The sequence below is a fragment of the Kitasatospora sp. NPDC059408 genome, from assembly GCF_042751525.1.
Lineage (GTDB): Bacteria > Actinomycetota > Actinomycetes > Streptomycetales > Streptomycetaceae > Kitasatospora.
Genome location: NZ_JBHYWI010000127.1, coordinates 1 through 20,305 on the forward strand (window position 1 = coordinate 1; position 20,305 = coordinate 20,305).

19 protein-coding genes and 1 riboswitch are annotated in these 20,305 nt (G+C 73.3%); of the genes, 7 read left to right on the forward strand and 12 right to left on the reverse strand.

Annotated features, from left to right (window positions below; all coding sequences use genetic code 11):
* Positions 1-126: 126 nt before the first annotated feature.
* On the reverse strand, positions 127-990 hold the full coding sequence (locus ACFXDE_RS41455; RefSeq protein ID WP_380499391.1) for a hypothetical protein: 864 nt from the start codon (positions 988-990) through the stop codon (positions 127-129).
* A 135-nt stretch (positions 991-1,125) separates the two neighbouring features.
* Between ACFXDE_RS41455 and ACFXDE_RS41460 the strand changes: the two genes are divergently transcribed.
* Positions 1,126-3,627 carry a helicase-associated domain-containing protein gene (locus ACFXDE_RS41460; RefSeq protein ID WP_380499392.1) on the forward strand — a complete coding sequence of 834 codons (2,502 nt, stop codon included), beginning with the start codon at positions 1,126-1,128 and terminating at the stop codon, positions 3,625-3,627.
* Between the two features lie 6 nt (positions 3,628-3,633).
* On the opposite strand, the gene ACFXDE_RS41465 is transcribed toward ACFXDE_RS41460, so the two are convergent.
* Positions 3,634-3,885, reverse strand: coding sequence for a hypothetical protein (locus tag ACFXDE_RS41465; protein ID WP_380499394.1), 252 nt, complete (start codon positions 3,883-3,885; stop codon positions 3,634-3,636).
* 104 nt (positions 3,886-3,989) lie between these two features.
* On the opposite strand from ACFXDE_RS41465, the gene ACFXDE_RS41470 reads away from it, so the two are divergent.
* Entirely contained in the window at positions 3,990-4,391 is a 402-nt protein-coding gene (locus ACFXDE_RS41470; protein WP_380499395.1) for a hypothetical protein, read from the forward strand.
* Between the two features lie 82 nt (positions 4,392-4,473).
* Positions 4,474-6,111 carry a DNA repair helicase XPB gene (locus ACFXDE_RS41475; protein WP_380435482.1) on the forward strand — a complete coding sequence of 546 codons (1,638 nt, stop codon included), beginning with the start codon at positions 4,474-4,476 and terminating at the stop codon, positions 6,109-6,111.
* 6 nt (positions 6,112-6,117) lie between these two features.
* Here the strand turns inward: ACFXDE_RS41475 and ACFXDE_RS41480 are convergent, their stop codons facing one another.
* Positions 6,118-6,273 (reverse strand): hypothetical protein, encoded by a 156-nt coding sequence (locus ACFXDE_RS41480; protein ID WP_380435480.1) that lies wholly within the window; start codon positions 6,271-6,273, stop codon positions 6,118-6,120.
* A gap of 290 nt (positions 6,274-6,563) precedes the next feature.
* Here ACFXDE_RS41480 and ACFXDE_RS41485 point away from each other — a divergent pair, with 290 nt between their 5' ends.
* Positions 6,564-8,615, forward strand: a complete 2,052-nt coding sequence (locus ACFXDE_RS41485; protein ID WP_380499396.1) for a HelD family protein — start codon at positions 6,564-6,566, stop codon at positions 8,613-8,615.
* An 83-nt stretch (positions 8,616-8,698) separates the two neighbouring features.
* Here the strand turns inward: ACFXDE_RS41485 and ACFXDE_RS41490 are convergent, their stop codons facing one another.
* From ACFXDE_RS41490 to ACFXDE_RS41500, 3 genes are all read right to left on the reverse strand, one after another.
* Positions 8,699-9,385, reverse strand: coding sequence for a copper homeostasis protein CutC (locus ACFXDE_RS41490; RefSeq protein ID WP_380435476.1), 687 nt, complete (start codon positions 9,383-9,385; stop codon positions 8,699-8,701).
* 81 nt (positions 9,386-9,466) lie between these two features.
* Positions 9,467-10,444, reverse strand: coding sequence for a hypothetical protein (locus ACFXDE_RS41495; RefSeq protein WP_380499397.1), 978 nt, complete (start codon positions 10,442-10,444; stop codon positions 9,467-9,469).
* Positions 10,441-10,824, reverse strand: a complete 384-nt coding sequence (locus ACFXDE_RS41500; protein ID WP_380435472.1) for a PadR family transcriptional regulator — start codon at positions 10,822-10,824, stop codon at positions 10,441-10,443. Before ACFXDE_RS41500 ends, ACFXDE_RS41495 begins: the two co-directional genes overlap by 4 nt.
* Positions 10,825-10,912: 88 nt before the next feature.
* Here ACFXDE_RS41500 and ACFXDE_RS41505 point away from each other — a divergent pair, with 88 nt between their 5' ends.
* Positions 10,913-11,548: a hypothetical protein gene (locus tag ACFXDE_RS41505; protein WP_380499398.1), complete on the forward strand. Its 636-nt coding sequence runs from the start codon at positions 10,913-10,915 to the stop codon at positions 11,546-11,548.
* Here ACFXDE_RS41505 and ACFXDE_RS41510 read toward each other — a convergent pair.
* The 5 genes from ACFXDE_RS41510 to thrC form a co-directional block, all read right to left on the reverse strand.
* Positions 11,545-11,895: a hypothetical protein gene (locus tag ACFXDE_RS41510; RefSeq protein ID WP_380499399.1), complete on the reverse strand. Its 351-nt coding sequence runs from the start codon at positions 11,893-11,895 to the stop codon at positions 11,545-11,547. The two genes, ACFXDE_RS41505 and ACFXDE_RS41510, sit on opposite strands and share 4 nt — an antisense overlap.
* Before the next feature lie 91 nt (positions 11,896-11,986).
* On the reverse strand, positions 11,987-13,606 hold the full coding sequence (groL, locus tag ACFXDE_RS41515; RefSeq protein ID WP_380435466.1) for a chaperonin GroEL: 1,620 nt from the start codon (positions 13,604-13,606) through the stop codon (positions 11,987-11,989).
* Between the two features lie 310 nt (positions 13,607-13,916).
* Positions 13,917-14,117 (reverse strand): cold-shock protein, encoded by a 201-nt coding sequence (locus tag ACFXDE_RS41520; protein WP_153461112.1) that lies wholly within the window; start codon positions 14,115-14,117, stop codon positions 13,917-13,919.
* A gap of 544 nt (positions 14,118-14,661) precedes the next feature.
* Positions 14,662-14,940 carry a ubiquitin-like small modifier protein 1 gene (locus ACFXDE_RS41525; protein WP_380435464.1) on the reverse strand — a complete coding sequence of 93 codons (279 nt, stop codon included), beginning with the start codon at positions 14,938-14,940 and terminating at the stop codon, positions 14,662-14,664.
* 23 nt (positions 14,941-14,963) lie between these two features.
* A complete protein-coding gene (thrC, locus tag ACFXDE_RS41530; RefSeq protein ID WP_380435462.1) occupies positions 14,964-16,244 on the reverse strand; it encodes a threonine synthase in 1,281 nt (426 codons plus the stop codon).
* 17 nt (positions 16,245-16,261) lie between these two features.
* Positions 16,262-16,394: riboswitch (SAM riboswitch) on the reverse strand.
* 142 nt (positions 16,395-16,536) lie between these two features.
* Here thrC and ACFXDE_RS41535 point away from each other — a divergent pair.
* Positions 16,537-17,565, forward strand: a complete 1,029-nt coding sequence (locus tag ACFXDE_RS41535; protein ID WP_380499400.1) for a glucosyl-3-phosphoglycerate synthase — start codon at positions 16,537-16,539, stop codon at positions 17,563-17,565.
* 265 nt (positions 17,566-17,830) lie between these two features.
* Positions 17,831-19,285, forward strand: a complete 1,455-nt coding sequence (locus tag ACFXDE_RS41540) for a trehalose-6-phosphate synthase (RefSeq protein WP_380499401.1) — start codon at positions 17,831-17,833, stop codon at positions 19,283-19,285.
* Here ACFXDE_RS41540 and otsB read toward each other — a convergent pair.
* Positions 19,272-20,111 (reverse strand): trehalose-phosphatase, encoded by an 840-nt coding sequence (gene otsB / locus ACFXDE_RS41545; RefSeq protein WP_380499402.1) that lies wholly within the window; start codon positions 20,109-20,111, stop codon positions 19,272-19,274. The two genes, ACFXDE_RS41540 and otsB, sit on opposite strands and share 14 nt — an antisense overlap.
* Positions 20,112-20,305: the final 194 nt, after the last annotated feature.

Genomic DNA, 20,305 nt, shown 5'->3' on the forward strand with positions numbered 1-20,305 from the left:
TCCTACGCCCTCAGCGGCGCATACACCGGCGTCTACGGCTACGCCGGCCAGGTCTACTAACCCACACAAACACGGCGGCCCTGCACCCCACCCAACGGTGCAGGGCCGCCGTGTTGCTGCGAGGTGTCACCCTTCCTGCTGCGGCTTGCGGCGCAGAGCCATGAGCAGCAGGAACGCCGCCGTCAGGGCCGCCGAGAGGCGCAGGACGCCCGGGGCGGACGCCCAGGTCATCTGCCCGAGCTGCGAACCGGGTCCGGCTCCCGCTTGGCCGTGCTGGGTCTGGCGCATCTGGTAGAGGGTGGACGCGCTCATCGTGATCAGCGGGATACCGAAGATCGCGAACTTGCGGGTGAGGTCCTTGAGTTGGCTGGAGAGGTAGCCGAGGCCCCAGCCCGCCAGCATGGCCGGGAAAAAACCGGTCCAGGCGCCGCCCGCGAGGAGGGCCGAGGCGAGCAGGAGCAGCGGGGACGGGCGGCGGCCGGAGAGTGCGCTCTTCTTCGGAGGCTTCGAGGACTTCGGGGACTTCGGGGACTGCCCTGGCTTCGCGGAACCGGCGGCTCTGGCGGCCTTCTTCTCCTTCCGTGCCTTCTTCGGCTTCGCCCCGGCCGCCGACTGCGGCCCAGTCGGCTGCGCGGGCGGCTCGTCGCCCTCCGCCGCCCGCTGCTCGGGGATCTGCTTCGGCGGGGCCGCCGGCGCGTCCGAGAAGTTGAGCATCACGAGGTCCCAGCCGCCCCCGCCGGAGTGGATCACCTGCGGCGGCGGTACGGCCTCCGGGTCGGCCTCCTCCGCGGGCTCGCGCGGCGGGTCGAGCGGCACGGCGGACATGCCCGGCACGCCGGGCGCAGTGGCGGCGTCGTACACGCTGTCGTCGGAGCCGTCGTGGGAGCCGTCGTGGGAGCCGTCCCGGGCACCGTCGCGGGTCCCGGCGGACTCACCGCCCGACCGCGCGCTCCACGGCCCGCTCTTGCGCCACCACTCGCCGTCCGTCATCCCCGACACCCCGCCTCGCCCGTACCCTGCCCGACCCACCGAACCGCCCTCGGCGTGACGCTACCCACCAGTCCCCCACCCACGCGAGTCCCGACCCCGGGTCCACCGACGCCGCACCCGACTAACCTAGGTCGAATGACCACACAGCAGGGCCCCCAACGCTCCGGCAGGTCCGCCGCCGGCCCCCGCACGCTCGCCGAGGAGCTGCGCGCCCGCCCGGACGACGGTCTGGCCGCCCTGCTCCGCGCCCGCCCGGACCTGCTCAACCCGGTGCCCGGCGACCTCACCCAGCTGTCCGCCCGGCTGTCGTCGCGCGCCTCCGCGCTGCGCGCCCTGGAGCGGCTCGACCGGTTCACCCTGCAGGTCGCCGAGGCGCTGGCCACCGCGCCGGACGGCACCACGCTCACCACCGTCCGCACGCTGCTGACCGGCCCCGCAAAGGTCAAGCCGCACCCGGGCGCCACCCCGCTCACCCCGGCCGACCGGTCCGCCGTGGCCGCCGCGCTGCCCCGGGCGATCGCCACCCTGCGCGACCGCGCCCTGCTGTGGGGTCCGGACAACGGGCTGCGCCTGGTCCTCGCCGTCCGCGAGGCGCTCGCGCCGACCGCCGCCAATCCCGGACGCACCGGCCTCGGCCCGACGCTCGCCGACGCCACCATGGGCACGTCCCCGGCCCGGCTGCAGCAGCTGCTCGCCTCCGCCGGCCGGCCCGCGACGCCGGACCCGGTCACCGCCGTCGCCGCGCTCACCGCGCTGCTCGCCGACCGCGCCCGCTGCGACGCCCTGCTCGCCACCGCCCCCGAGCCGGCGCTGCGGCTGCTGGAGCGCCTCGTCTGGGGCCCGCCCACCGGCACCGTCCCGGACGCGGCCCGCCCGGTCACCGCCGAGGACGCGCAGAGCCCCGTCGAGTGGCTGCTCGCCCGCGGCCTGCTGCTGCCGAGCGGCCCCGGCAGCGTCGTCCTGCCGCGCGAACTCGCCCTGCACCTGCGCGGCGGGCGCACCCACCGCACTGTCGAGCCCGCCCAGCCCGAGCCCCGGCCCGCCGCTCCACCGCGCGATCCACAGGCCGTGGACAGCGCCGCCGCCGGCCAGGCCCACACCGCCGTCAAGACCGTCGAGGAGCTGCTCGACCTGTGGGGCCTCACCCCGCCGCCCACCCTGCGCGCGGGCGGCCTCGGCGTGCGCGACCTCAAGCGCACCGCCCAGGCCCTGGAGACCACCGAGCAGCAGACCCCCTTCTGGCTCGAACTCGCCTACACCGCGGGCCTGCTGGCCCCGGACGGCGAGGCCGACGAGTGCTGGGCCCCGACCCCGGCGTACGACACCTGGCTCCAGCAGGACACCGCCGAGCGCTGGTCCGTCCTCGCCGCCGCCTGGCTCGCGGCCACCCGCGTGCCCGGCCTCACCGGAACCCCGGACGGCAAGGGCAAGCCGCGCGCCGCCCTCGGCCCCGAACTCGACCGCACGCTCGCCCCCTCCGTCCGCCGCGCCGCCCTCGCGCTGCTCGCCGAACTCCCGCCCGGCACCCCCGCCACCGCCGCCGAACTGCTGCCCACCCTGCGCTGGCAGCGCCCGCTGCGCGGCGGCCCGACCGGCCCGGGCGGCCACGAACTGCGCGACGACCTCGCCGGCTGGGCCCTCGCCGAGGCCGAACTCCTGGGGATCACCGGCCGCGGCGCCCTCGCCGCCCCCGCCCGCGCGCTGCTCACCGCCGAGGCCGACCCGGCCGAGGTGCTGGCCCCGCTGCTGCCCCGGCCGCTCGACCACGTCATCCTGCAGCCCGACCTCACCGCGATCGCCCCGGGCCCGCTGCTCACCCCGCTCGCCCAGGCGCTCGCGCTCTGCGCCGACATCGAGTCCAAGGGCGGCGCCACCGTCTACCGGTTCACCCCGGCGTCCGTGCGCCGCGCCCTCGACGCCGGACGCACCGCCGCCGACCTGCGGGCCTTCCTGGAGCAGCACTCGCGCACGCCCGTCCCGCAGCCGCTGACGTACCTGATCGACGACGTCGCCCGCCGGCACGGCGTCCTGCGGGTCGGCGCCGCGTCCTCGTACCTGCGCTGCGACGACACCTCGCTGCTCGGCGAGGTCCTCGCCGACCGCCGCTCCGCCGACCTGCGGCTGCGGCTGCTCGCCCCCACCGTCCTCGCCTCCCAGGCCGCCCCGGACGTCCTGCTCGCGACGCTGCGCACGATGGGCTACGCCCCGGCCGCCGAGTCCGCCGAGGGCGACGTGCTGATCACCCGCCCGGACAGCCACCGCACCCCGCCGCGCACCGCGCCGACGCCCGTCCCGGACGGCCCCCCGAGCCCCGACGACACGCTGCTCGCCGCCGCCATCAAGGCCATCCGGGCCGGCGACCGCGCCGCGACCGCCACCCGCCGCGAGCCGGCCCCCGACCCGCGCAAGCTGCCGCGCACGGCCGCCGCCGAGACGCTGGCCACCCTCCAGACCGCCGTCCTGCTCGGCGAGCGGATGTGGATCGGCTACCTCAACGCCGAGGGCATCGCCAGCCAGCGGATCATCGACCCGGTCAAGGTCGAGGGCGGCTTCGTCACCGCCTTCGACCACCACGCCGACGAGCTGCGCACCTTCGCCCTGCACCGCATCACGGGCGTGGCCGAACTGGAGGACTGAACGGGCTCAGTGCCCCTGCGACTCCTTCATCTTCTCCTTGACCGCCTGGTCCGCCAGGGTGCCGATCTGCCCCTGCCCGACCGGCAGTTCGCCCCCGCTGACGGTGTCCGCCAGCAGGAACCCGGGCGCGGCGAGCAGCCCGCCCGGCCCCTCCCCGATGCCCGCGAGGGCGTGCGCCGAGCCGGCGGAGGAGGCGGTGGCGGCGAAGGCCGTCCCCATGAGGGCGAGGGCGGTGAGAACACGCTTCGACTTGTTCATGCCCGGCCCAACGAGCGACACCCGCCGTGGTCACCACGCGGTTGCGGCCCGGGCGCACCCGGCGTAGTCCGGAGACAGGGGCACCCGACAAGGAGGCATCCACCATGCTCGGCGATCGGATAGCGGAGTTCACCACCACGGAGAGCGGCCGGCGGGTCCTCGCCACGGTCGGCAGCCCCGCACTGGAAGTCTCGATGACCGGCACCGGCCAGCTCCTCGGCCACCCCGTCCGGGAGTTCGTCACCTACGAGTCCGAGCTCCGCCCCGACGGCTCGCTGTTCGGCGAGGGCCAGGGCATCGGCATGTCCGACAAGGGCGAGGCCTACAGCTGGCACGGCAGCGGCATCGGCCACTTCACCGAGGGCGGCGCCGTCCGCTGGCGCGGCAGCATCTACTTCGAGAGCTCCGCGGACGCCTTCCTGCGCCTCAACGACCTGGTCGGCCTGTTCGAGTTCGAGAACGACCCCCAGGGCAACGGCAAGGCCGTCCTGTACGAGTGGAAGTAGCCCACCCACGTTCACCGCGGAATGAGCGACACTGGAGGGTCTGCGTCAAACCACCCTGTCAGCCAGTGGAGGGCTCCCCCGCGTGAACGACGGACCGCTCATCGTCCAGAGCGACAAAACTCTTCTCCTGGAGATCGACCACCCCAAGGCCTCCGACTGCCGCCGCGCCATCGCGCCCTTCGCCGAGCTGGAGCGGGCGCCCGAGCACGTGCACACGTACCGGGTGACGCCGCTCGGGCTGTGGAACGCGCGGGCCGCCGGGCACGACGCGGAGCAGGTGGTCGACGCCCTGGTGACGTACTCGCGCTACCCGGTGCCGCACGCGCTGCTGGTGGACGTGGCCGACACCATGGCCCGTTACGGGCGCCTCCAGCTAAACAAGCACCCCGTCCACGGGCTCGTGCTCACCACCACCGACCGGCCGGTCCTGGAGGAGGTGCTGCGCTCCAAGAAGATCGTCCCGCTGGTCGGCGCCCGGGTCGACCCGGACAGCGTGGTCGTGCACCCCTCCGAGCGCGGCCAGATCAAGCAGGTGCTGCTCAAACTCGGCTGGCCCGCCGAGGACTTCGCCGGGTACGTGGACGGCGAGGCGCACCCCATCGACCTGGAGCAGGACGGCTGGCAGCTGCGCCCGTACCAGGCGCAGGCCGTCGAGGGCTTCTGGCACGGCGGCTCCGGCGTCGTCGTGCTGCCCTGCGGCGCCGGCAAGACGCTGGTCGGCGCCGCCGCGATGGCGGAGGCGAAGTCGACCACGCTGATCCTGGTCACCAACACCGTCTCGGCCCGGCAGTGGAAGCACGAGCTGGTCAAGCGCACCTCGCTCACCGAGGACGAGATCGGCGAGTACAGCGGCACGAAGAAGGAGATCCGCCCGGTCACCATCGCCACCTACCAGGTGATGACGACCAAGCGGAAGGGCGTGTACGCGCACCTGGAGCTGTTCGACGCCCGCAACTGGGGCCTGGTCGTCTACGACGAGGTCCACCTGCTGCCCGCGCCGGTGTTCAAGTTCACCGCCGACCTCCAGGCCCGTCGGCGCCTCGGCCTGACCGCGACGCTCGTGCGCGAGGACGGCCGCGAGGGCGACGTGTTCAGCCTCATCGGCCCCAAGCGCTTCGACGCGCCGTGGAAGGAGATCGAGGCGCAGGGCTACATCGCGCCCGCCGACTGCTGCGAGGTGCGGGTCACCCTGACCGACTCCGAGCGCCTCGCCTACGCGACCGCCGAACCGGAGGAGCGCTACCGCTTCTGCGCCACGACGGCGACCAAGCGGCGGGTGGTGGAGGCGCTGGTCAGGAAGCACGAGAAGGACCAGACGCTGATCATCGGCCAGTACATCGACCAGCTGGACGAGCTCGGGGAGGCGCTCGACGCTCCGGTGATCAAGGGCGAGACCAGCAACGCGCAGCGCGAGAAGCTGTTCGACGCGTTCCGGAACAAGGAGATCGGCGTCCTCGTGGTCTCCAAGGTCGCGAACTTCTCGATCGACCTGCCCGAGGCCACGGTGGCCATCCAGGTCTCCGGGACCTTCGGCTCCCGCCAGGAGGAGGCGCAGCGCCTCGGCCGCGTCCTGCGCCCGAAGGCGGACGGCCACGCGGCGCACTTCTACTCCGTGGTCGCCCGGGACACCGTGGACCAGGACTTCGCCGCGCACCGGCAGCGCTTCCTGGCCGAGCAGGGCTACGCCTACCGCATCATCGACGCGGACGACGTGCTCTAGCGGGGTTCAGTACCGGACACCGTCGCGCCCGAGGAAGATCACGCGCGCGGCGGTGTCCAGGGCGATCCCGACGTTGCGGACGGCGGTGGCGAGCGGGTTGCGGTGGCGGCCCGGGAGGGCGGTGGCACCGGCCGGGGCTGTGCTGGGGTTCCGTGTGCTCATGTCTTCAACGGTAGGCACCCGACCGGCCGAAGGCATCACTCCAAAGGCCGCATCCGCCGGGCCGGACCTCGTCCTCCGGGTGTATGCGCACCCCTGAGAGCTGCGGGGCTGGAACCCCGAGACGGACAGGTCTAAGATCGTCCGTCTGCCCCCTCCCGAACCGTGGTACCTGCTGAAGTCCCGCAGGCAGCCGGGGGAGGCGCCGACCGCACGGCAACCGGCCGGCCGTACCCACCGTGAGCTCCATCGATCCGCTGCGCCCGCCACCGGGGCAGCCGGGAAGGTTCGCTGTGCCCGCCACCCCCACCACCGACCCCCTCCAGCGCGAACGCGACCACCTGGCCGCGGCCCGGTCCGCGCTGCGAGCGATGCGCGAGGACGTCCAGTCGCTGGACCTGCGCGACGTGACCGGCACCTGGGTGTCCGCCGCCGTCCTCCAGAACCAGATCGAGGCCAGGATCGCCGCCCTGGCCGACCTCGCCGACACCCCGCTGTTCTTCGGCCGCCTCGACTACCTGCACGCGATCAGCGAGGAGCTGTCCGAGGGCGGCGGAGGAGAGAACTTCTACATCGGCCGCCGCCACGTGCACGACGCCGACGGCGACCCGATGGTGATCGACTGGCGCGCGCCGGTCTCCCAGCCGTTCTACCGGGCCAGCCGCACCGAGCCGATGGACGTCGAGCGCCGTCGCCGCTTCGGCTACACCGGCGGCGAGCTCACCGCGTACGAGGACGAGCACCTCACCGACCCCGAGGAGACGGAAACCTCCTCCGCCCTCCTCGCCGCCGAGATCGAGAAGCCCCGCGTCGGCCCGATGCGCGACATCGTCGCCACCATCCAGCCCGAGCAGGACGAGATCGTCCGCTCCGACGTCACGGGCACCATCTGCGTCCAGGGCGCCCCCGGCACCGGGAAGACCGCCGTCGGCCTGCACCGCGTCGCGTACCTGCTGTACGCGCACCGCGAGCGCCTCGCCCGCACCGGCACGCTGGTGATCGGCCCGAACAACGCGTTCCTCTCCTACATCGAGCAGGTCCTGCCCGCCCTCGGGGAGCTCGACGTCGCGCAGGCCACCGTGCAGCAGCTGGTCGGGCACGTCGAGGTCAGGGGCGAGGACACCCCCGAGTCGGCCCGGCTGAAGGGCGACGCCCGGATGGCCGAGGTGCTGCGCCGGGCCGTCCGCTCGGGCATCGCGCTGCCCACCGAGCCCTGCGTGGTGGTCCGCGGCTCCCGCCGCTGGCGCGTCCCCGTCCACGAACTGGCGGAGATCATCGAGGAGTTGAAGGGACGCGACACCCGCTACGGCGCCGCCGGCGAGGCCCTGCCGCAGCGCATCGCGCACACCGTGCTGCTGAAGATGGAGCAGTCCGGCGAGGCCCCGGACGACCGGGTGCAGGACGCGGTGGCCCGCAACTCCGCGGTCAAGGCCGTCGTCAAGCAGTGCTGGCCGCCGGTCGACCCGGCCAAGCTGGTGCTGCGGCTGCTCTCCGACCCGGAGTTCCTGGCCGCGTGCGCCGAGGGCGTGCTCACCGCCGACGAGCAGCGGGCGGTGCTGTGGCCCAAGCCCGGCCGCTCGGTGAAGACGGCCCGCTGGACGGCGGCGGACGCCGTCCTGGTCGACGAGGCCGGCGACCTGGTCCAGCGCACGCCCTCGCTCGGGCACGTGGTGCTGGACGAGGCCCAGGACCTCTCCCCGATGCAGTACCGCGCGGTCGGCCGCCGCTGCACCACCGGCTCGGCGACCGTCCTCGGCGACCTCGCCCAGGGCACCACCCCGTGGGCCACCGCGAGCTGGCCGGACGCCCTGCACCACCTGGGCAAGCCGGGCGCCCACGTCGAGGAGCTCACCAAGGGCTTCCGGGTGCCGGAGGAGGTCATCGCGTACGCCTCCCGGCTGCTGCCCGCGATCGCCCCCGGCCTGGCCCCGGCGACCTCGGTGCGCGACACCGCGGGGTCGCTGGCGATCCGCCGGGTCGCGGACGGGGAGCTGACGGAGGCGGTGGTCGAGGCCTGCCGGCGGGCCCTGGAGCACGAGGGCTCGACCGGCCTGATCGCCGCCGACGCGCGCGTCCCGCTGTTCGCCGAGGCGCTGGCCGCGGCCGGCCTGCCGCACCTCTCCCCCGGCGCCGAGACCAGCGCCGAGGCCCGGCTGACGCTCGTCCCGGCCTCACTGGCCAAGGGTCTGGAGTACGACTACGTGGTGCTGGACGAGCCGGCCGCCGTGATCGCCGGCGAACCGGACGAGCGCACCGGCCTGCGCCGCCTGTACGTGGCGCTCACCCGCGCCGTCTCGGGCCTGACCGTCCTGCACGCGGAGCCCCTGCCCGAACAGCTCGGATAGCGGCGGAGGGGCCGGCCCGCACCCGGACCGGCCCCTCCCGCGCGCGACGGACACCGGTCGACCGGCTGTCGGCGCTTCCACGCTCAGCCGTCGATCAGGGCCCGCCACTCGGCGACCTTCGCCGCGTCGACCGGCGCCTGCCACCCGCCGGCGCGGACCGCGCCGCCGACGTGGAAGGCGTCGAAGCCGGCCGCCCGCAGCTCCGGCACGTGCTCGGCCCGCAGGCCGCCGCCGATCAGGATCCGCTGCCCGTACCCGGGTTCGGCCTTCCTGGCCAGTTCCGCGAGGAGCACCTCGCGCCCGGCGTCCACGCCGCCCGGCGCGCCCGAGGTGAGGAAGGTGTCCAGTCCGGGCAGCGCGCCGACGGCCGCGCGGACGGCAGCCCGGTCGGCGCTGTGGTCGATCGCCCGGTGGAAGGTCCACCGGCAGCCGGCCACCGCGTCCGCGACCGCCGCGGTGGCGGCGAGGTCGACGGCGCCGTCCGCGTCGAGGAAGCCGAGGACGAACTCCTCGGCCCCCTCGGCGCGGAGCCCGGCGGCGCGGGCGCGCAGCTCGTCCAGGTCGCCCGGCGCGAAGCCGTCCCGGAGGCGGAGCATGACGCGCAGCGGCAGGTCGACGGCGGCCCGGATCCGGGCGAAGTCCTCGACGGACGGGGAGAGTCCGTCGGCGGCCATGTCCGTGACCAGTTCGAGCCGGTCGGCGCCGCCCGACTCGGCGGCCCGGGCGTCCTGGGGGGTCAGCGCGATGACTTCGAAAATTGGTCTAGACATATCCGTAGCCTGCCACATCCGCCCACCCCCGGCGAGCCCGCCGCCCGCTTCCGGTCACCGGCCCCGGCAACCGGCTCGGGGTCACGCCGCGGCGCGCTCCTCGTCGACGTCGCCGCCGCCGGGGCCGCCCGTGCCGCCCCGCCCGATCCTGTGCATCGCCACCGCGGCGATCACCATCAGCCCGATCACCGGCAGCGCGACCGGCAGCAGCCGGGAGAGCCCGCCCGACTCGCGCCAGATGTTGAACAGGCTCGCGAACGTCGTCAGCGACAGCACCGCGACGCCCACGGCGGCCGGGAACTCCTTGCCGCGCAGAGCGGTGAAGGTCAGCAGCACCGGCACGAGCAGCAGCACCGCGAACCACTGCGAGTCCAGCGGGAAGGTGGTGTCGTCCCAGCGCTGGAGCCACACCAGCCCGGCACCACCGACCACCGAGGCCAGCACCACCCCGCGGGTGCGCCAACCCGGCTTCGGCAGCAGGTCCGTCGGCGCCGCGAGCAGCAGCACGGCGGCCAGCGCGGCCGGCAGGGTCGCCATGCCGACGTACCCGGCCCACCACAGGTCGAAGAACACCGGCCCGGTGAACGCCTGCGCCAGGACGGCCAGTCCGAGCACCGCCTGGATCGAGGCGATGACGCGCACGGCCGTCCACCGCCCGAGCAGCGCCGCGATCGCGAGCAGCAGCGCGGTCACCGGCGGCGCGAGGATCGTGGCCCACGTGGTGTACGAGTGGTCCCAGGTGAGCTTGAACGAGGCCCCGTCCGGGTCGGTGACCCACGGGACCAGCCCCGAACCGGCCAGCGCGCCGGCCACCATCGGCGCGGCGAGCCCGAGCACCCGCCCGAGCATCCCGGAGCCGGTCAGCCCGAGCCGCACCCGCAGCCCGTACGCGGCCAGGTCGAAGACCTCCCGGGCGACGGCCGAGCGGTCGGCCTCGGCCGTGGCGTCGGCGAAGACGGCGGCGATCTCCTCGCCGCGCTCGCGGCGGTACCGGGACGGGTACAGCTGGAGAGCGGCCCGCAGCGCGCCCGAGGGCGCTCCGATCGTGGGTGTGGTCATGCGAAACTCCCCCTCGTCAAGGTCCGCAGCGCGGTCCCGGGCTTCCCCTTCAGCGCCGACCGGACGGTGGCCAGCCGGCGCTCCGCCTCGGCCGCGACCGACCGCAGCCGCTCCGCCTCGGTGGCGAGCGCCGTCCGGCCGGGGCCGGTCAGCGCGTAGGTGCGGCGGGCCCGGCCGTCCACGATCTCCTCGGCGGCGACCTCGATCAGGCCCTGCTGGAGCAGGCGGTCGAGGGCGCCGTAGAGGGTGCCGGTGCGCATCTTGACCCGGCCGTCGGAGATCTCGGAGATCTCCTGGATGAGCGCGTAACCGTGCCTGGGCGCGTCGGCCAGTGCGGTGAGCAGCAGCAGCGTCGGCTCCTGCATCGAGCGTTCTGTCATGCGTCTACATATATCGTCAACCGGCATATAGGTCCAGCACCGGTCCCCCCGGAGAGGCGTCCGTTACACGACCAGCACAATGGCGCCCATGCCGAACACCGAGGACCTGCTCGCCGACTGGACCGCCCTGCTCCACCGCTGCGGCACCACCGTCGACCCCGAGCCGTACGGGCGGGAGCTGCTCCGGCGCTGGGCCGAGCCGCAGCGCAGGTACCACACCACCGACCACCTGCGCGCGGTCCTGCGGCACGTCGACGGCCTCGCCGCGCACGCCGCCGACCCGGACGCCGTCCGCCTCGCCGCCTGGTTCCACGACGCCGTCTACCGGCCCGACCGCTCCGAGAACGAGGAGCGCAGCGCGGCGCTCGCGGTCCGGGCCCTGACCGCCGCCGGTCTGCCCGCCGCGCGGACGGCCGAGGTCGAGCGCCTCGTCCTGCTCACCGTCACCCACGACCCCGCTCCGGGCGACCGCGACGGCGAGGTGCTGTGCGACGCGGACCTCGCCGTGCTCGGCGGCACCCCCGAGGCGTACGCGGCCTACGCGGCCGCCGTCCGCGAGGAGTACGGCTTCGTGCCCGAGCCGGACTTCCGGGCGGGCCGGGCGGCCGTCCTGCGCCGACTCCTCGCCCTGCCCGCGCTCTACCGCACCCCGGCCGCCCACGAGCGCCTCACCGCGCCCGCGCGGGCCAACCTGGCGGCCGAACTCGAACTACTGGAGAACTAGACCAACTTGCCGACCGGCGCGACGGCGGTGCCCTGCTTGCCGCACACCCAGTGCGGGTCCGGCCCCAGCTCCGGCTCCACGCTCAGCGCGTGCGGGTCCCCGTCGGCCGCGCAGGCGGTGCACAGCGGCCAGCGCCCGTACGCCTCCAGCAGCGCGTCCTGGACGTCCTGGGCGACCAGCCCGAGCACGTACTCGGTGCCGTCCGGCCACTGCTCCAGCCACCACCGCCGGTGCGTGACGGCCTGCTCCACGAGCGAGACGACGGCGGCGTCCGCCACGTCCCGCGCGGTGAGGTCGGACAGGATCTGCGCACGGGCCTCGTGCAGGGCGGTCTCGATGTCAGCCATCCGTCGATTCTCCCAAACAACGCCGCGTGGGCGGCCCCCCGAAGGGAACCGCCCACGCGATCGGAACACCGATCCGGTCGTACGACCCGGATCAGAAGTCCATGTCACCGCCCGGCATGCCGCCGGCCGGGGCCGCGGCCTTCTCCGGCTTGTCGGCGATGACGGCCTCGGTGGTGAGGAACAGGGCCGCGATCGAGGCGGCGTTCTGCAGCGCCGAGCGGGTCACCTTGGCCGGGTCGATGATGCCCACGGCGATCAGGTCGACGTACTCGTTGGTGGCGGCGTTCAGGCCGTGACCGGCGGGGAGGTTGCGCACCTTCTCCACCACGACGCCGCCCTCAAGGCCGGCGTTGGTCGCGATCTGCTTGATCGGGGCCTCCAGCGCCACGCGGACGATGTTGGCACCGGTGGCCTCGTCGCCCTCGAGCTCCAGCTTGTCGAACGCGACGGCGGCCTGCAGCAGGGCGACGCCACCACCGGCGACGATGCCCTCCTCGACGGCGGCCTTGGCGTTGCGGACGGCGTCCTCGATGCGGTGCTTGCGCTCCTTGAGCTCCACCTCGGTGGCCGCGCCGGCCTTGATGACGGCCACGCCGCCGGCCAGCTTGGCGAGGCGCTCCTGGAGCTTCTCGCGGTCGTAGTCCGAGTCGCTGTTCTCGATCTCGGCGCGGATCTGGTTCACGCGGCCCGCGACCATCTCGCTCTCGCCGGCACCGTCGACGATCGTGGTCTCGTCCTTGGTGATGACGACCTTGCGGGCGCCGCCCAGGAGGTCCAGACCGGCGTTCTCCAGCTTCAGGCCGACCTCCTCGGAGATCACGGTGCCGCCGGTGAGGGTGGCGATGTCCTGGAGCATGGCCTTGCGGCGGTCGCCGAAGCCCGGGGCCTTGACGGCGACGGACTTGAAGACGCCCTTGATCTTGTTGACGATCAGGGTCGAGAGGGCCTCGCCCTCGACGTCCTCGGCGATGATGACGAGCGGCTTGCCGCTCTGCATGACCTTCTCCAGCAGCGGGAGCAGGTCCTTGATGCCGCCGATCTTGGAGTTGGCGATGAGGATGTACGGGTCCTCGAACGTCGCCTCCATCCGCTCCAGGTCGGTGGCGAAGTAGGCGGAGATGTAGCCCTTGTCGAAGCGCATGCCCTCGGTGAGCTCGAGCTCAAGACCGAAGGTGTTGCTCTCCTCGACGGTGATGACGCCTTCCTTGCCGACCTTGTCCATGGCCTCGGCGATGAGCTCGCCGATCTGGGTGTCGGCGGCCGAGATGGAGGCGGTGGAGGCGATCTGCTCCTTGGTCTCCACGTCGGTGGCCTGGGCCAGGAGCTGGTCCGAGACGGCGGCGACGGCCTTCTCGATGCCGCGCTTCAGGGCCATCGGGTTGGCGCCGGCGGCGACGTTGCGCAGACCCTCGCGAACCAGGGCCTGGGCGAGCACGGTGGCGGTGGTGGTGCCGTCACCCGCGACGTCGTCCGTCTTCTTGGCGACCTCCTTGACGAGCTCCGCGCCGATCTTCTCGTACGGGTCCTCGAGCTCGATCTCCTTGGCGATGGAGACACCGTCGTTGGTGATCGTGGGGGCGCCCCACTTCTTCTCCAGCACGACGTTGCGACCCTTGGGGCCGAGCGTGACCTTCACTGCGTCGGCGAGCTGGTTCATGCCACGCTCAAGGCCGCGGCGAGCTTCCTCATCAAAGGCGATGATCTTGGCCATCTGAAGTGGTCCTCCGGGACACGGTCGACTGCTCGGACCAAGGGGTGCCCGCGACGGACGGCCAAGGTGTGCGGGGGTCTATTCCCCTACCGCTCCCAGGGCCTCACCGACCCGGTCCGCTGTCACTCTCAAGCTGTGAGTGCTAACGCCAATGATTAGCACTCCGGGTGGTCGAGTGCAAGCCCAATCGCCAAGCCGGGAGCCGCCGCGGGAACGCCGACGGGCCCGCACGACGCGTGTCGCGCGGGCCCGTCGAGAAGCGAGTGGTCACCAGCCGTGGGCCGCGCCGAGCTCCTGGAGCCGGAAGGGGTCAGACCGCGCGGACCATGTCCGCCTGCGGGCCCTTCTGTCCCTGGGAGATCTCGAACTCGACCCGCTGGCCCTCCTCGAGGGTGCGGTAGCCGTCCATCTGGATCGCGCTGTAGTGGACGAAGACGTCCGCACCACCGTCGACCGCGATGAAGCCGTAGCCCTTCTCCGCGTTGAACCACTTGACGGTGCCCTGAGCCATTCCGAACTCCCCTAGTGCTGTGCTGGCCCTTCACGGTCCCGCAGGTCGCGGGCCCGGGTTGGTTGTGAAGGCCGGCCCGGGGAACCCCCCCTGGGCGCAGCCGTGCACGCCGCGATCAACCGCCCCGAACGACATCCGTGAGCGGGTGATTGCGTCGACCGCGGCTGAATGTATCCGGATCGACGCCCTCTGCAACAGGGCCCTCCGCGGTGAATTCCGGGTCCGCATCAAGGGACAGGACGGGCCGAATCGGAAGGAACTCCGCAATTCACGCCGGACATAGCGGACGGATTACACAAATCCCCTGGAGAATTCTGACATCCGCGTGACATGTTTCCCGGACCCGGTCCCCGGGCGGTCTCAACGGACGGACGGCGGAGCGGCGGTTCGCACGGGGAGGGTGAGGGGGACCCCTGTTCCCGGCCGAGCGACACTCTACTCCCACTCGACCGGGAAATATTCCCGCCGAAATGCGAGCGGCCGCCCCCGCGCACGGAATGCGGAATTCCGTGCGCGCGGGCGGCCGGTCGGAGCGGGGCGCGGCTCAGCAGCCGCCGGCCACCGCCGGAATGATCGAGACGCTGGCGCCGTCCTTGATCTCGGTCGCCAGTCCCTCGGCGAATCGCACGTCGTCGTCGTTCACGTACACGTTCACGAAACGGCGCAGCTTGCCGGTGTCGTCCAGGATGCGCGCGGAGATGCCCGCGTGGTTCTTCTCCAGGTCGGCGATGACGTCGCCCAGGGTCCCGCCGTCGGCGGTGACCTCGGCGGACCCGCCGGTGTAGGTGCGCAGGATGGTGGGGATGCGGACGGTGGCGCTCATGGGTGGCTCTCCTCGTGGGGGAATCAGGCGGACGCGAGGCCGGCGGTGCGGAAGGACTCCAGCGTCGGGCGGATGACCGCGGTCATCCCGGCATCGGCGACGGCGTCCAGGGTCTTGAGGCCGTCACCGGTGTTGATCGCGACGGTCTCCTTGGCCGGATCCAGCTGCCCGGTCTCGACCAGCTTCTTGAGCACGCCGACGGTCACCCCGCCCGCGGTCTCGGCGAAGATGCCCTCGGTGCGGGCCAGCAGCCGGATGGCGGCCACCACCTCGGCGTCGGTGACGTCCTCGACCGCTCCGCCGGTGCGCCGCGCGATGTCCAGCACGTACGGGCCGTCCGCCGGGTTGCCGATCGCCAGCGACTTGGCGATGGTGTCCGGCTTCACCGGCTTGATCACGTCCCGGCCGGCCTTGAACGCCGCGGAGACCGGCGAGCAGCCCTCGGCCTGGGCGCCGAAGATCCGGTACGGCCGGTCCTCGACCAGCCCGAGCTTGATCAGCTCCTGCAGGCCCTTGTCGATCTTCGTGAGCTGCGAGCCCGAGGCGATCGGGATGACGATCTGCTCCGGCAGCCGCCAGCCGAGCTGCTCGCAGATCTCGTACGCGAGCGTCTTGGAGCCCTCGCCGTAGTACGGGCGGAGGTTGACGTTGACGAAGCCCCAGCCCTCGCCGGCCGGGTCGCCGATCAGCTCCGAGCAGAAGCGGTTCACGTCGTCGTAGTTGCCCTCGATGCCGACCAGCTCGCCGCCGTACACACCGGCCATGACGACCTTGCCCTGCTCCAGGTCGTGCGGGATGAACACGCACGAGCGGAACCCGGCCCGGGCCGCCGCCGCACCCACCGCACCGGCCAGGTTGCCGGTCGACGAGCAGGACAGCGTGGTGTAGCCGAAGGCGCGCGCGGCCTCGATCGCGCAGGCCACCACGCGGTCCTTGAACGAGTGCGTCGGGTTCCCCGAGTCGTCCTTCACGTACAGGTTCGCGGTGAACCCGAGCTCGCGACCGAGGTTGTCCGCCTTGACCAGCGGGGTCCAGCCGGGATTCAGGTTCGGCTTCGAAGCGACGTCCGCGGGCACCGGCAGCAGCGGCGCGTAGCGCCAGATCGACGCGGGCCCGGCCTCGATGCGCTTGCGCAGCTCCTCGGCGGCCTCGCTCCCGAACTCGTACGCGATCTCCAGCGGCCCGAAGCACTCCACACAGGCGAAGCTCGGACCGAGCGGGAAGCGGGTGCCGCACTCCCGACAGGACAGGGCGGTGGCGGGGCCGAGATCCACGGATGCGGGTGCGACTGTGTCGATAGCCATGATGGCGGAGGCCTCTCTCCTCATCTTCCCCGTGGTGCGGGCGCACCACGGGCCGGAATTGGCACCTGTCCCGCCGGGGCCTGGTGAAAGCCGCGCGAGAAGGTTGCCGGGACGTCAACGGGCCGTTCCCTCAGTCCCTCTGGATGAGCATGTGAAGTTGTCGTCAGCGGTGACCCCGGCGTGCGAAGGTCCGACCGCTGTACGAAGACTGTATCCGAAGGCGCCGAGCCCGAAAGGGACCGTCCGCCACGCGAGATGGCCCGTTCCACCCCGATCCGCCGAGGAGAGTCCCGTGCCCGCCGAACCGACCCCCGCACTCCTCCCGCAGGCGGCCTCCTGGCTGGGCCGCCGCTCGTGGAGCGCGGCCGACCGGCCGGTCGACACCCTCCTGGCGGCCAAGCGCCGCACCGGCCACACCGTCAGCGTCGTCCTGCCCGCCCTCGACGAGGCGGCCACCGTCGGCGACATCGTCCGCACGATCCGGCGCGAGCTGATGGAGCGCCTCCCCCTCGTCGACGAGCTCGTCGTCGTCGACTCCGGCTCCGCCGACGACACCGCCGCCGTGGCCGCCGCGGCCGGCGCCCGGGTCGTGCCGCGCGACGGGATCCTGCCCCGGCTGCCCGCCGTGCCCGGCAAGGGCGAGGTGCTGTGGCGCTCGCTGCTGGTCACCCACGGCGACATCGTCTGCTTCGTCGACGCCGACCTGCGCGAGTTCGACCCCGCCTTCGTCTCCGGCACCGTCGGCCCGCTGCTCACCGAGCCGGACATCCAGCTGGTCAAGGCCATGTACGACCGCCCGCTCGAAGTCAGCGGCTCCGCCGGGGACCCCGACGCGGTCTTCCCGGCCGGCGGTGGCCGGGTGACCGAACTGGTCGCCCGCCCCCTCCTCAACCTGCACTGGCCGGAACTCGCCGGTTTCGTCCAGCCGCTCGGCGGCGAGTACGCGGCCCGCCGCGTACTGCTCGAACGGCTCCCCTTCCCCACCGGCTACGGCGTCGAACTCGGCCTCCTGGTCGACGCGTTGGAACTCGTCGGCCTCGACGCCCTGGCCCAGGTCGACGTCGGCGTCCGCCACCACCGCCACCAGGACGGCCAGGCCCTCGGCCGGATGGCCGCCACCATCTACCGGACCGCGCTGGAACGCCTCGACCGCGCCCACCGTCTCAAGGCCTCGGCCGACCTCGTCCACCCGCTGCTCACCCAGTTCACCCGCGACCCGGAGACCCGCGCGTTCACCGCCCACACGCACCCCGTGACGGCCACGGAACGCCCCCCGATGCACACCGTCCCCGAGTACGCGAAGCGCCGCACCGACGGGTGACAGACCCGAGCAGTGCGGCCGCTGCGATCTCGCCGGTTGTCCGGCGATTGGTTTGCGACGTCTGCCGACCGGCAACGTACCAACCGTGACTCCTCCCCCTCTCGACGAGGAGGCTTCCCACTCGACCCCTGCGGAGCCTCATGGCGGCCAAGCCCTGACCGCTGCATGTCGCAGGTCTTCGACGGTACGGCCGCGCCGCGCTCCGCTCCGCCGTACGCTCGGATTCCACCCCGAAGGGTGAACGGGTAGACCCAGAAGAGGACTCATGGCCGATTCATCGACCAAACGTTCGAGCGCGACCGTGCTGGTGGCGTCCAACCGCGGACCGGTCTCCTTCAGCACCGCGGACGACGGCACGCTGACCCTCAAACGCGGTGGCGGAGGCCTGGTCTCCGGCCTCTCCGCGATCGACGACCCGAACGCCGTCTGGGTGTGCGCCGCCCTGGGCGACGCGGACCGCCGGGCCGCCCGCGAAGCCCCCCGCGGCCGCCTCGACCTGGCCGGCCACGACGTCGGCGGACAGGCCGTCCGGATGCTGGACATCGACCCGGAGACCTTCGCCCGCGCCTACAACGGCGTCGCCAACTCGACCCTCTGGTTCGTCAGCCACCTGCTCTACGCCACGCCCACCGCCCCCGCCTTCGACGCCGGCTTCCGCACCGAGTGGGCCGCCTACGAGACGTACAACCGGGCCTTCTCGGACGCCCTCGCGGCCGAGGCCGCCCCGAACGCCGCCGTCCTGGTCCAGGACTACCACCTGTCCCTCACCCCGGCCCTGCTCCGCGCGGCCCGCCCCGACCTGCGCATCGGCCACTTCTCCCACACCCCGTGGGCCCCGCCCGAGTACTTCCGGCTCCTCCCGGACGACGTGGCCAGGGCCGTCCTCACCGGCATCCTCGGTGCCGACCGGGCCGGCTTCCTCACCGAACGCTGGGCGAGGGCCTTCGCCGCGTGCTGCGAGGAGATCCTGCACGCGACCGTCGACCACGACGCCCTCACCATCACCCACGACGGCCGCACGACCCGCCTCGGCGTGCACGCCCTGGGCGCCGACGCCGACTTCCTGCGCGAGCGCGCCCACCGCCCGGACGTCGACGAGCGCCTCGCCGCCCTGCGCGAGGCCGTCGGCGACCGGCGCACGATCGTCCGGGTCGACCGCACCGAACTCAGCAAGAACATCGTCCGGGGCCTGCTCGCCTACCGCCACCTCCTGCGCACGCGCCCGGAGTGGCACGACCGCGTCGTGCACATCGCCTTCGCCTACCCGTCCCGCACGGACCTCGCCGAGTACCGCGACTACACGGCCCGGGTGGAGCAACTCGCCGAAGCGATCAACACCGAATTCGCCACCCCCACCTGGCAGCCGCTGATCCTGCACGTCAACGACGACTTCCCGCGCTCCCTCGCCGCCTACCGGCTGGCCGACGTCGCCCTGGTGAACCCCATCCGGGACGGCATGAACCTGGTGGCCAAGGAAGTCCCGGTGGTCTCCGACCGCGGCTGCGCGCTCGTCCTGTCCCGCGAGGCCGGCGCCCACAGCGAACTGGCCGACGACGCGATCTCCGTGAACCCGTACGACGTCATCGAGACGGCCGACGCCCTCCACACGGGCCTCACCATGCCCGACGAGGAGCGCGCCGACCGCACCAAGCGCCTGGCCGCGGCGGCCACCGCGCTCCCGCCGCAGCAGTGGTTCCTGGACCAGCTCAACGCGCTCTGATCGCCTCGCCCAGATCCGCCAGCAGCTCCACCACGCCCGCCGGCCCGGGCACCACCAGGTCAGCCCGGTCGGCGAGCTCCCGCACCGGCGCGTCCCCCACCGCGCCGCTGCACACCAGAAGACCCGCGAGCCCCTCCCCGCGCAGCTTCTCGACGGCGGCGAAAGCCGCGACGTCCCCCAGGTCGTCCCCCGCGTAGAGCACGGCCCGAGCCCCGACCTCCCGCAGGAAACCGGTCAGCGCGGCCCCCTTGTCCACCCCTGGAGGCCGGAGTTCCAGAACCAGCCGCCCGGGCTCCACCACCAGCCCGTGCTCCGCCGCCAGATCGGCGACCGGCCCCCGCAGCAGCTCCAGCGCCTCCTCCGGCACCTCCGTACGCCGCGTGTGGACGGCCAGCGAGCGCCCCTTGTCCTCGACCCACGTCCCCTCGGGCGCCCCCACGGCGGCCAGCACCCCGGGCAGGGCCCCCCGCGCGGCGGCCACCCCCGGATGCACGTCGGGCGCCGAGAGCTCACCGGCTTCCCAGCGCTCGGCGCCGTAGTGCCCGAGCACCACGACCCCGGGAAGCCCGGCCAACCCCCCGTACTCGACCGCGAGGGCAGCCGGCCTCCCGGTGATGACGACCACCGAACGCACGCACGGAGTCACGCTGCGGAGCGCCCCCGCCACCCCCGGATGCGCCCGAGCCCGCGAGGGATCCGCGACGATCGGCGCGAGCGTCCCGTCGAAGTCCAGAGCGACCACGGCATCACCGGGCGAAGCGAGGATCCCCCGAACCCCGTCCCGCCCGGCCCCGGTCACCGGCACCCACGTCTCAACAAAACCCATGCGGTGCCCATACCCCGAAACCCGCACGCCCCCACCCCCCACCAACGCATCCCCTCAACCACCCCCCATCTCGTCCCCACCCCCTCCCCGCCGCACCAACGCACCCCCTCACCCACCCCCCTCCCCTCATCCCTCCCCAGCGAGAGGGTCGGGCTGCGGGAGGGGGTGGCGGAGGGGGAGGCCGCGCAGAGGGG

Coding starts and splice junctions, on each gene's coding strand:
- ACFXDE_RS41455 (WP_380499391.1), bottom strand. CDS start 990: ATGACGGACGGCGAGTGGTGGCGCAAGAGCGGGCCGTGGAGCGCGCGG.
- ACFXDE_RS41460 (WP_380499392.1), top strand. CDS start 1,126: ATGACCACACAGCAGGGCCCCCAACGCTCCGGCAGGTCCGCCGCCGGC.
- ACFXDE_RS41465 (WP_380499394.1), bottom strand. CDS start 3,885: ATGAACAAGTCGAAGCGTGTTCTCACCGCCCTCGCCCTCATGGGGACG.
- ACFXDE_RS41470 (WP_380499395.1), top strand. CDS start 3,990: ATGCTCGGCGATCGGATAGCGGAGTTCACCACCACGGAGAGCGGCCGG.
- ACFXDE_RS41480 (WP_380435480.1), bottom strand. CDS start 6,273: ATGAGCACACGGAACCCCAGCACAGCCCCGGCCGGTGCCACCGCCCTC.
- ACFXDE_RS41490 (WP_380435476.1), bottom strand. CDS start 9,385: ATGTCTAGACCAATTTTCGAAGTCATCGCGCTGACCCCCCAGGACGCC.
- ACFXDE_RS41495 (WP_380499397.1), bottom strand. CDS start 10,444: ATGACCACACCCACGATCGGAGCGCCCTCGGGCGCGCTGCGGGCCGCT.
- ACFXDE_RS41500 (WP_380435472.1), bottom strand. CDS start 10,824: ATGACAGAACGCTCGATGCAGGAGCCGACGCTGCTGCTGCTCACCGCA.
- ACFXDE_RS41505 (WP_380499398.1), top strand. CDS start 10,913: ATGCCGAACACCGAGGACCTGCTCGCCGACTGGACCGCCCTGCTCCAC.
- ACFXDE_RS41510 (WP_380499399.1), bottom strand. CDS start 11,895: ATGGCTGACATCGAGACCGCCCTGCACGAGGCCCGTGCGCAGATCCTG.
- groL (WP_380435466.1), bottom strand. CDS start 13,606: ATGGCCAAGATCATCGCCTTTGATGAGGAAGCTCGCCGCGGCCTTGAG.
- ACFXDE_RS41520 (WP_153461112.1), bottom strand. CDS start 14,117: ATGGCTCAGGGCACCGTCAAGTGGTTCAACGCGGAGAAGGGCTACGGC.
- ACFXDE_RS41525 (WP_380435464.1), bottom strand. CDS start 14,940: ATGAGCGCCACCGTCCGCATCCCCACCATCCTGCGCACCTACACCGGC.
- thrC (WP_380435462.1), bottom strand. CDS start 16,244: ATGGCTATCGACACAGTCGCACCCGCATCCGTGGATCTCGGCCCCGCC.
- ACFXDE_RS41540 (WP_380499401.1), top strand. CDS start 17,831: ATGGCCGATTCATCGACCAAACGTTCGAGCGCGACCGTGCTGGTGGCG.
- otsB (WP_380499402.1), bottom strand. CDS start 20,111: ATGGGTTTTGTTGAGACGTGGGTGCCGGTGACCGGGGCCGGGCGGGAC.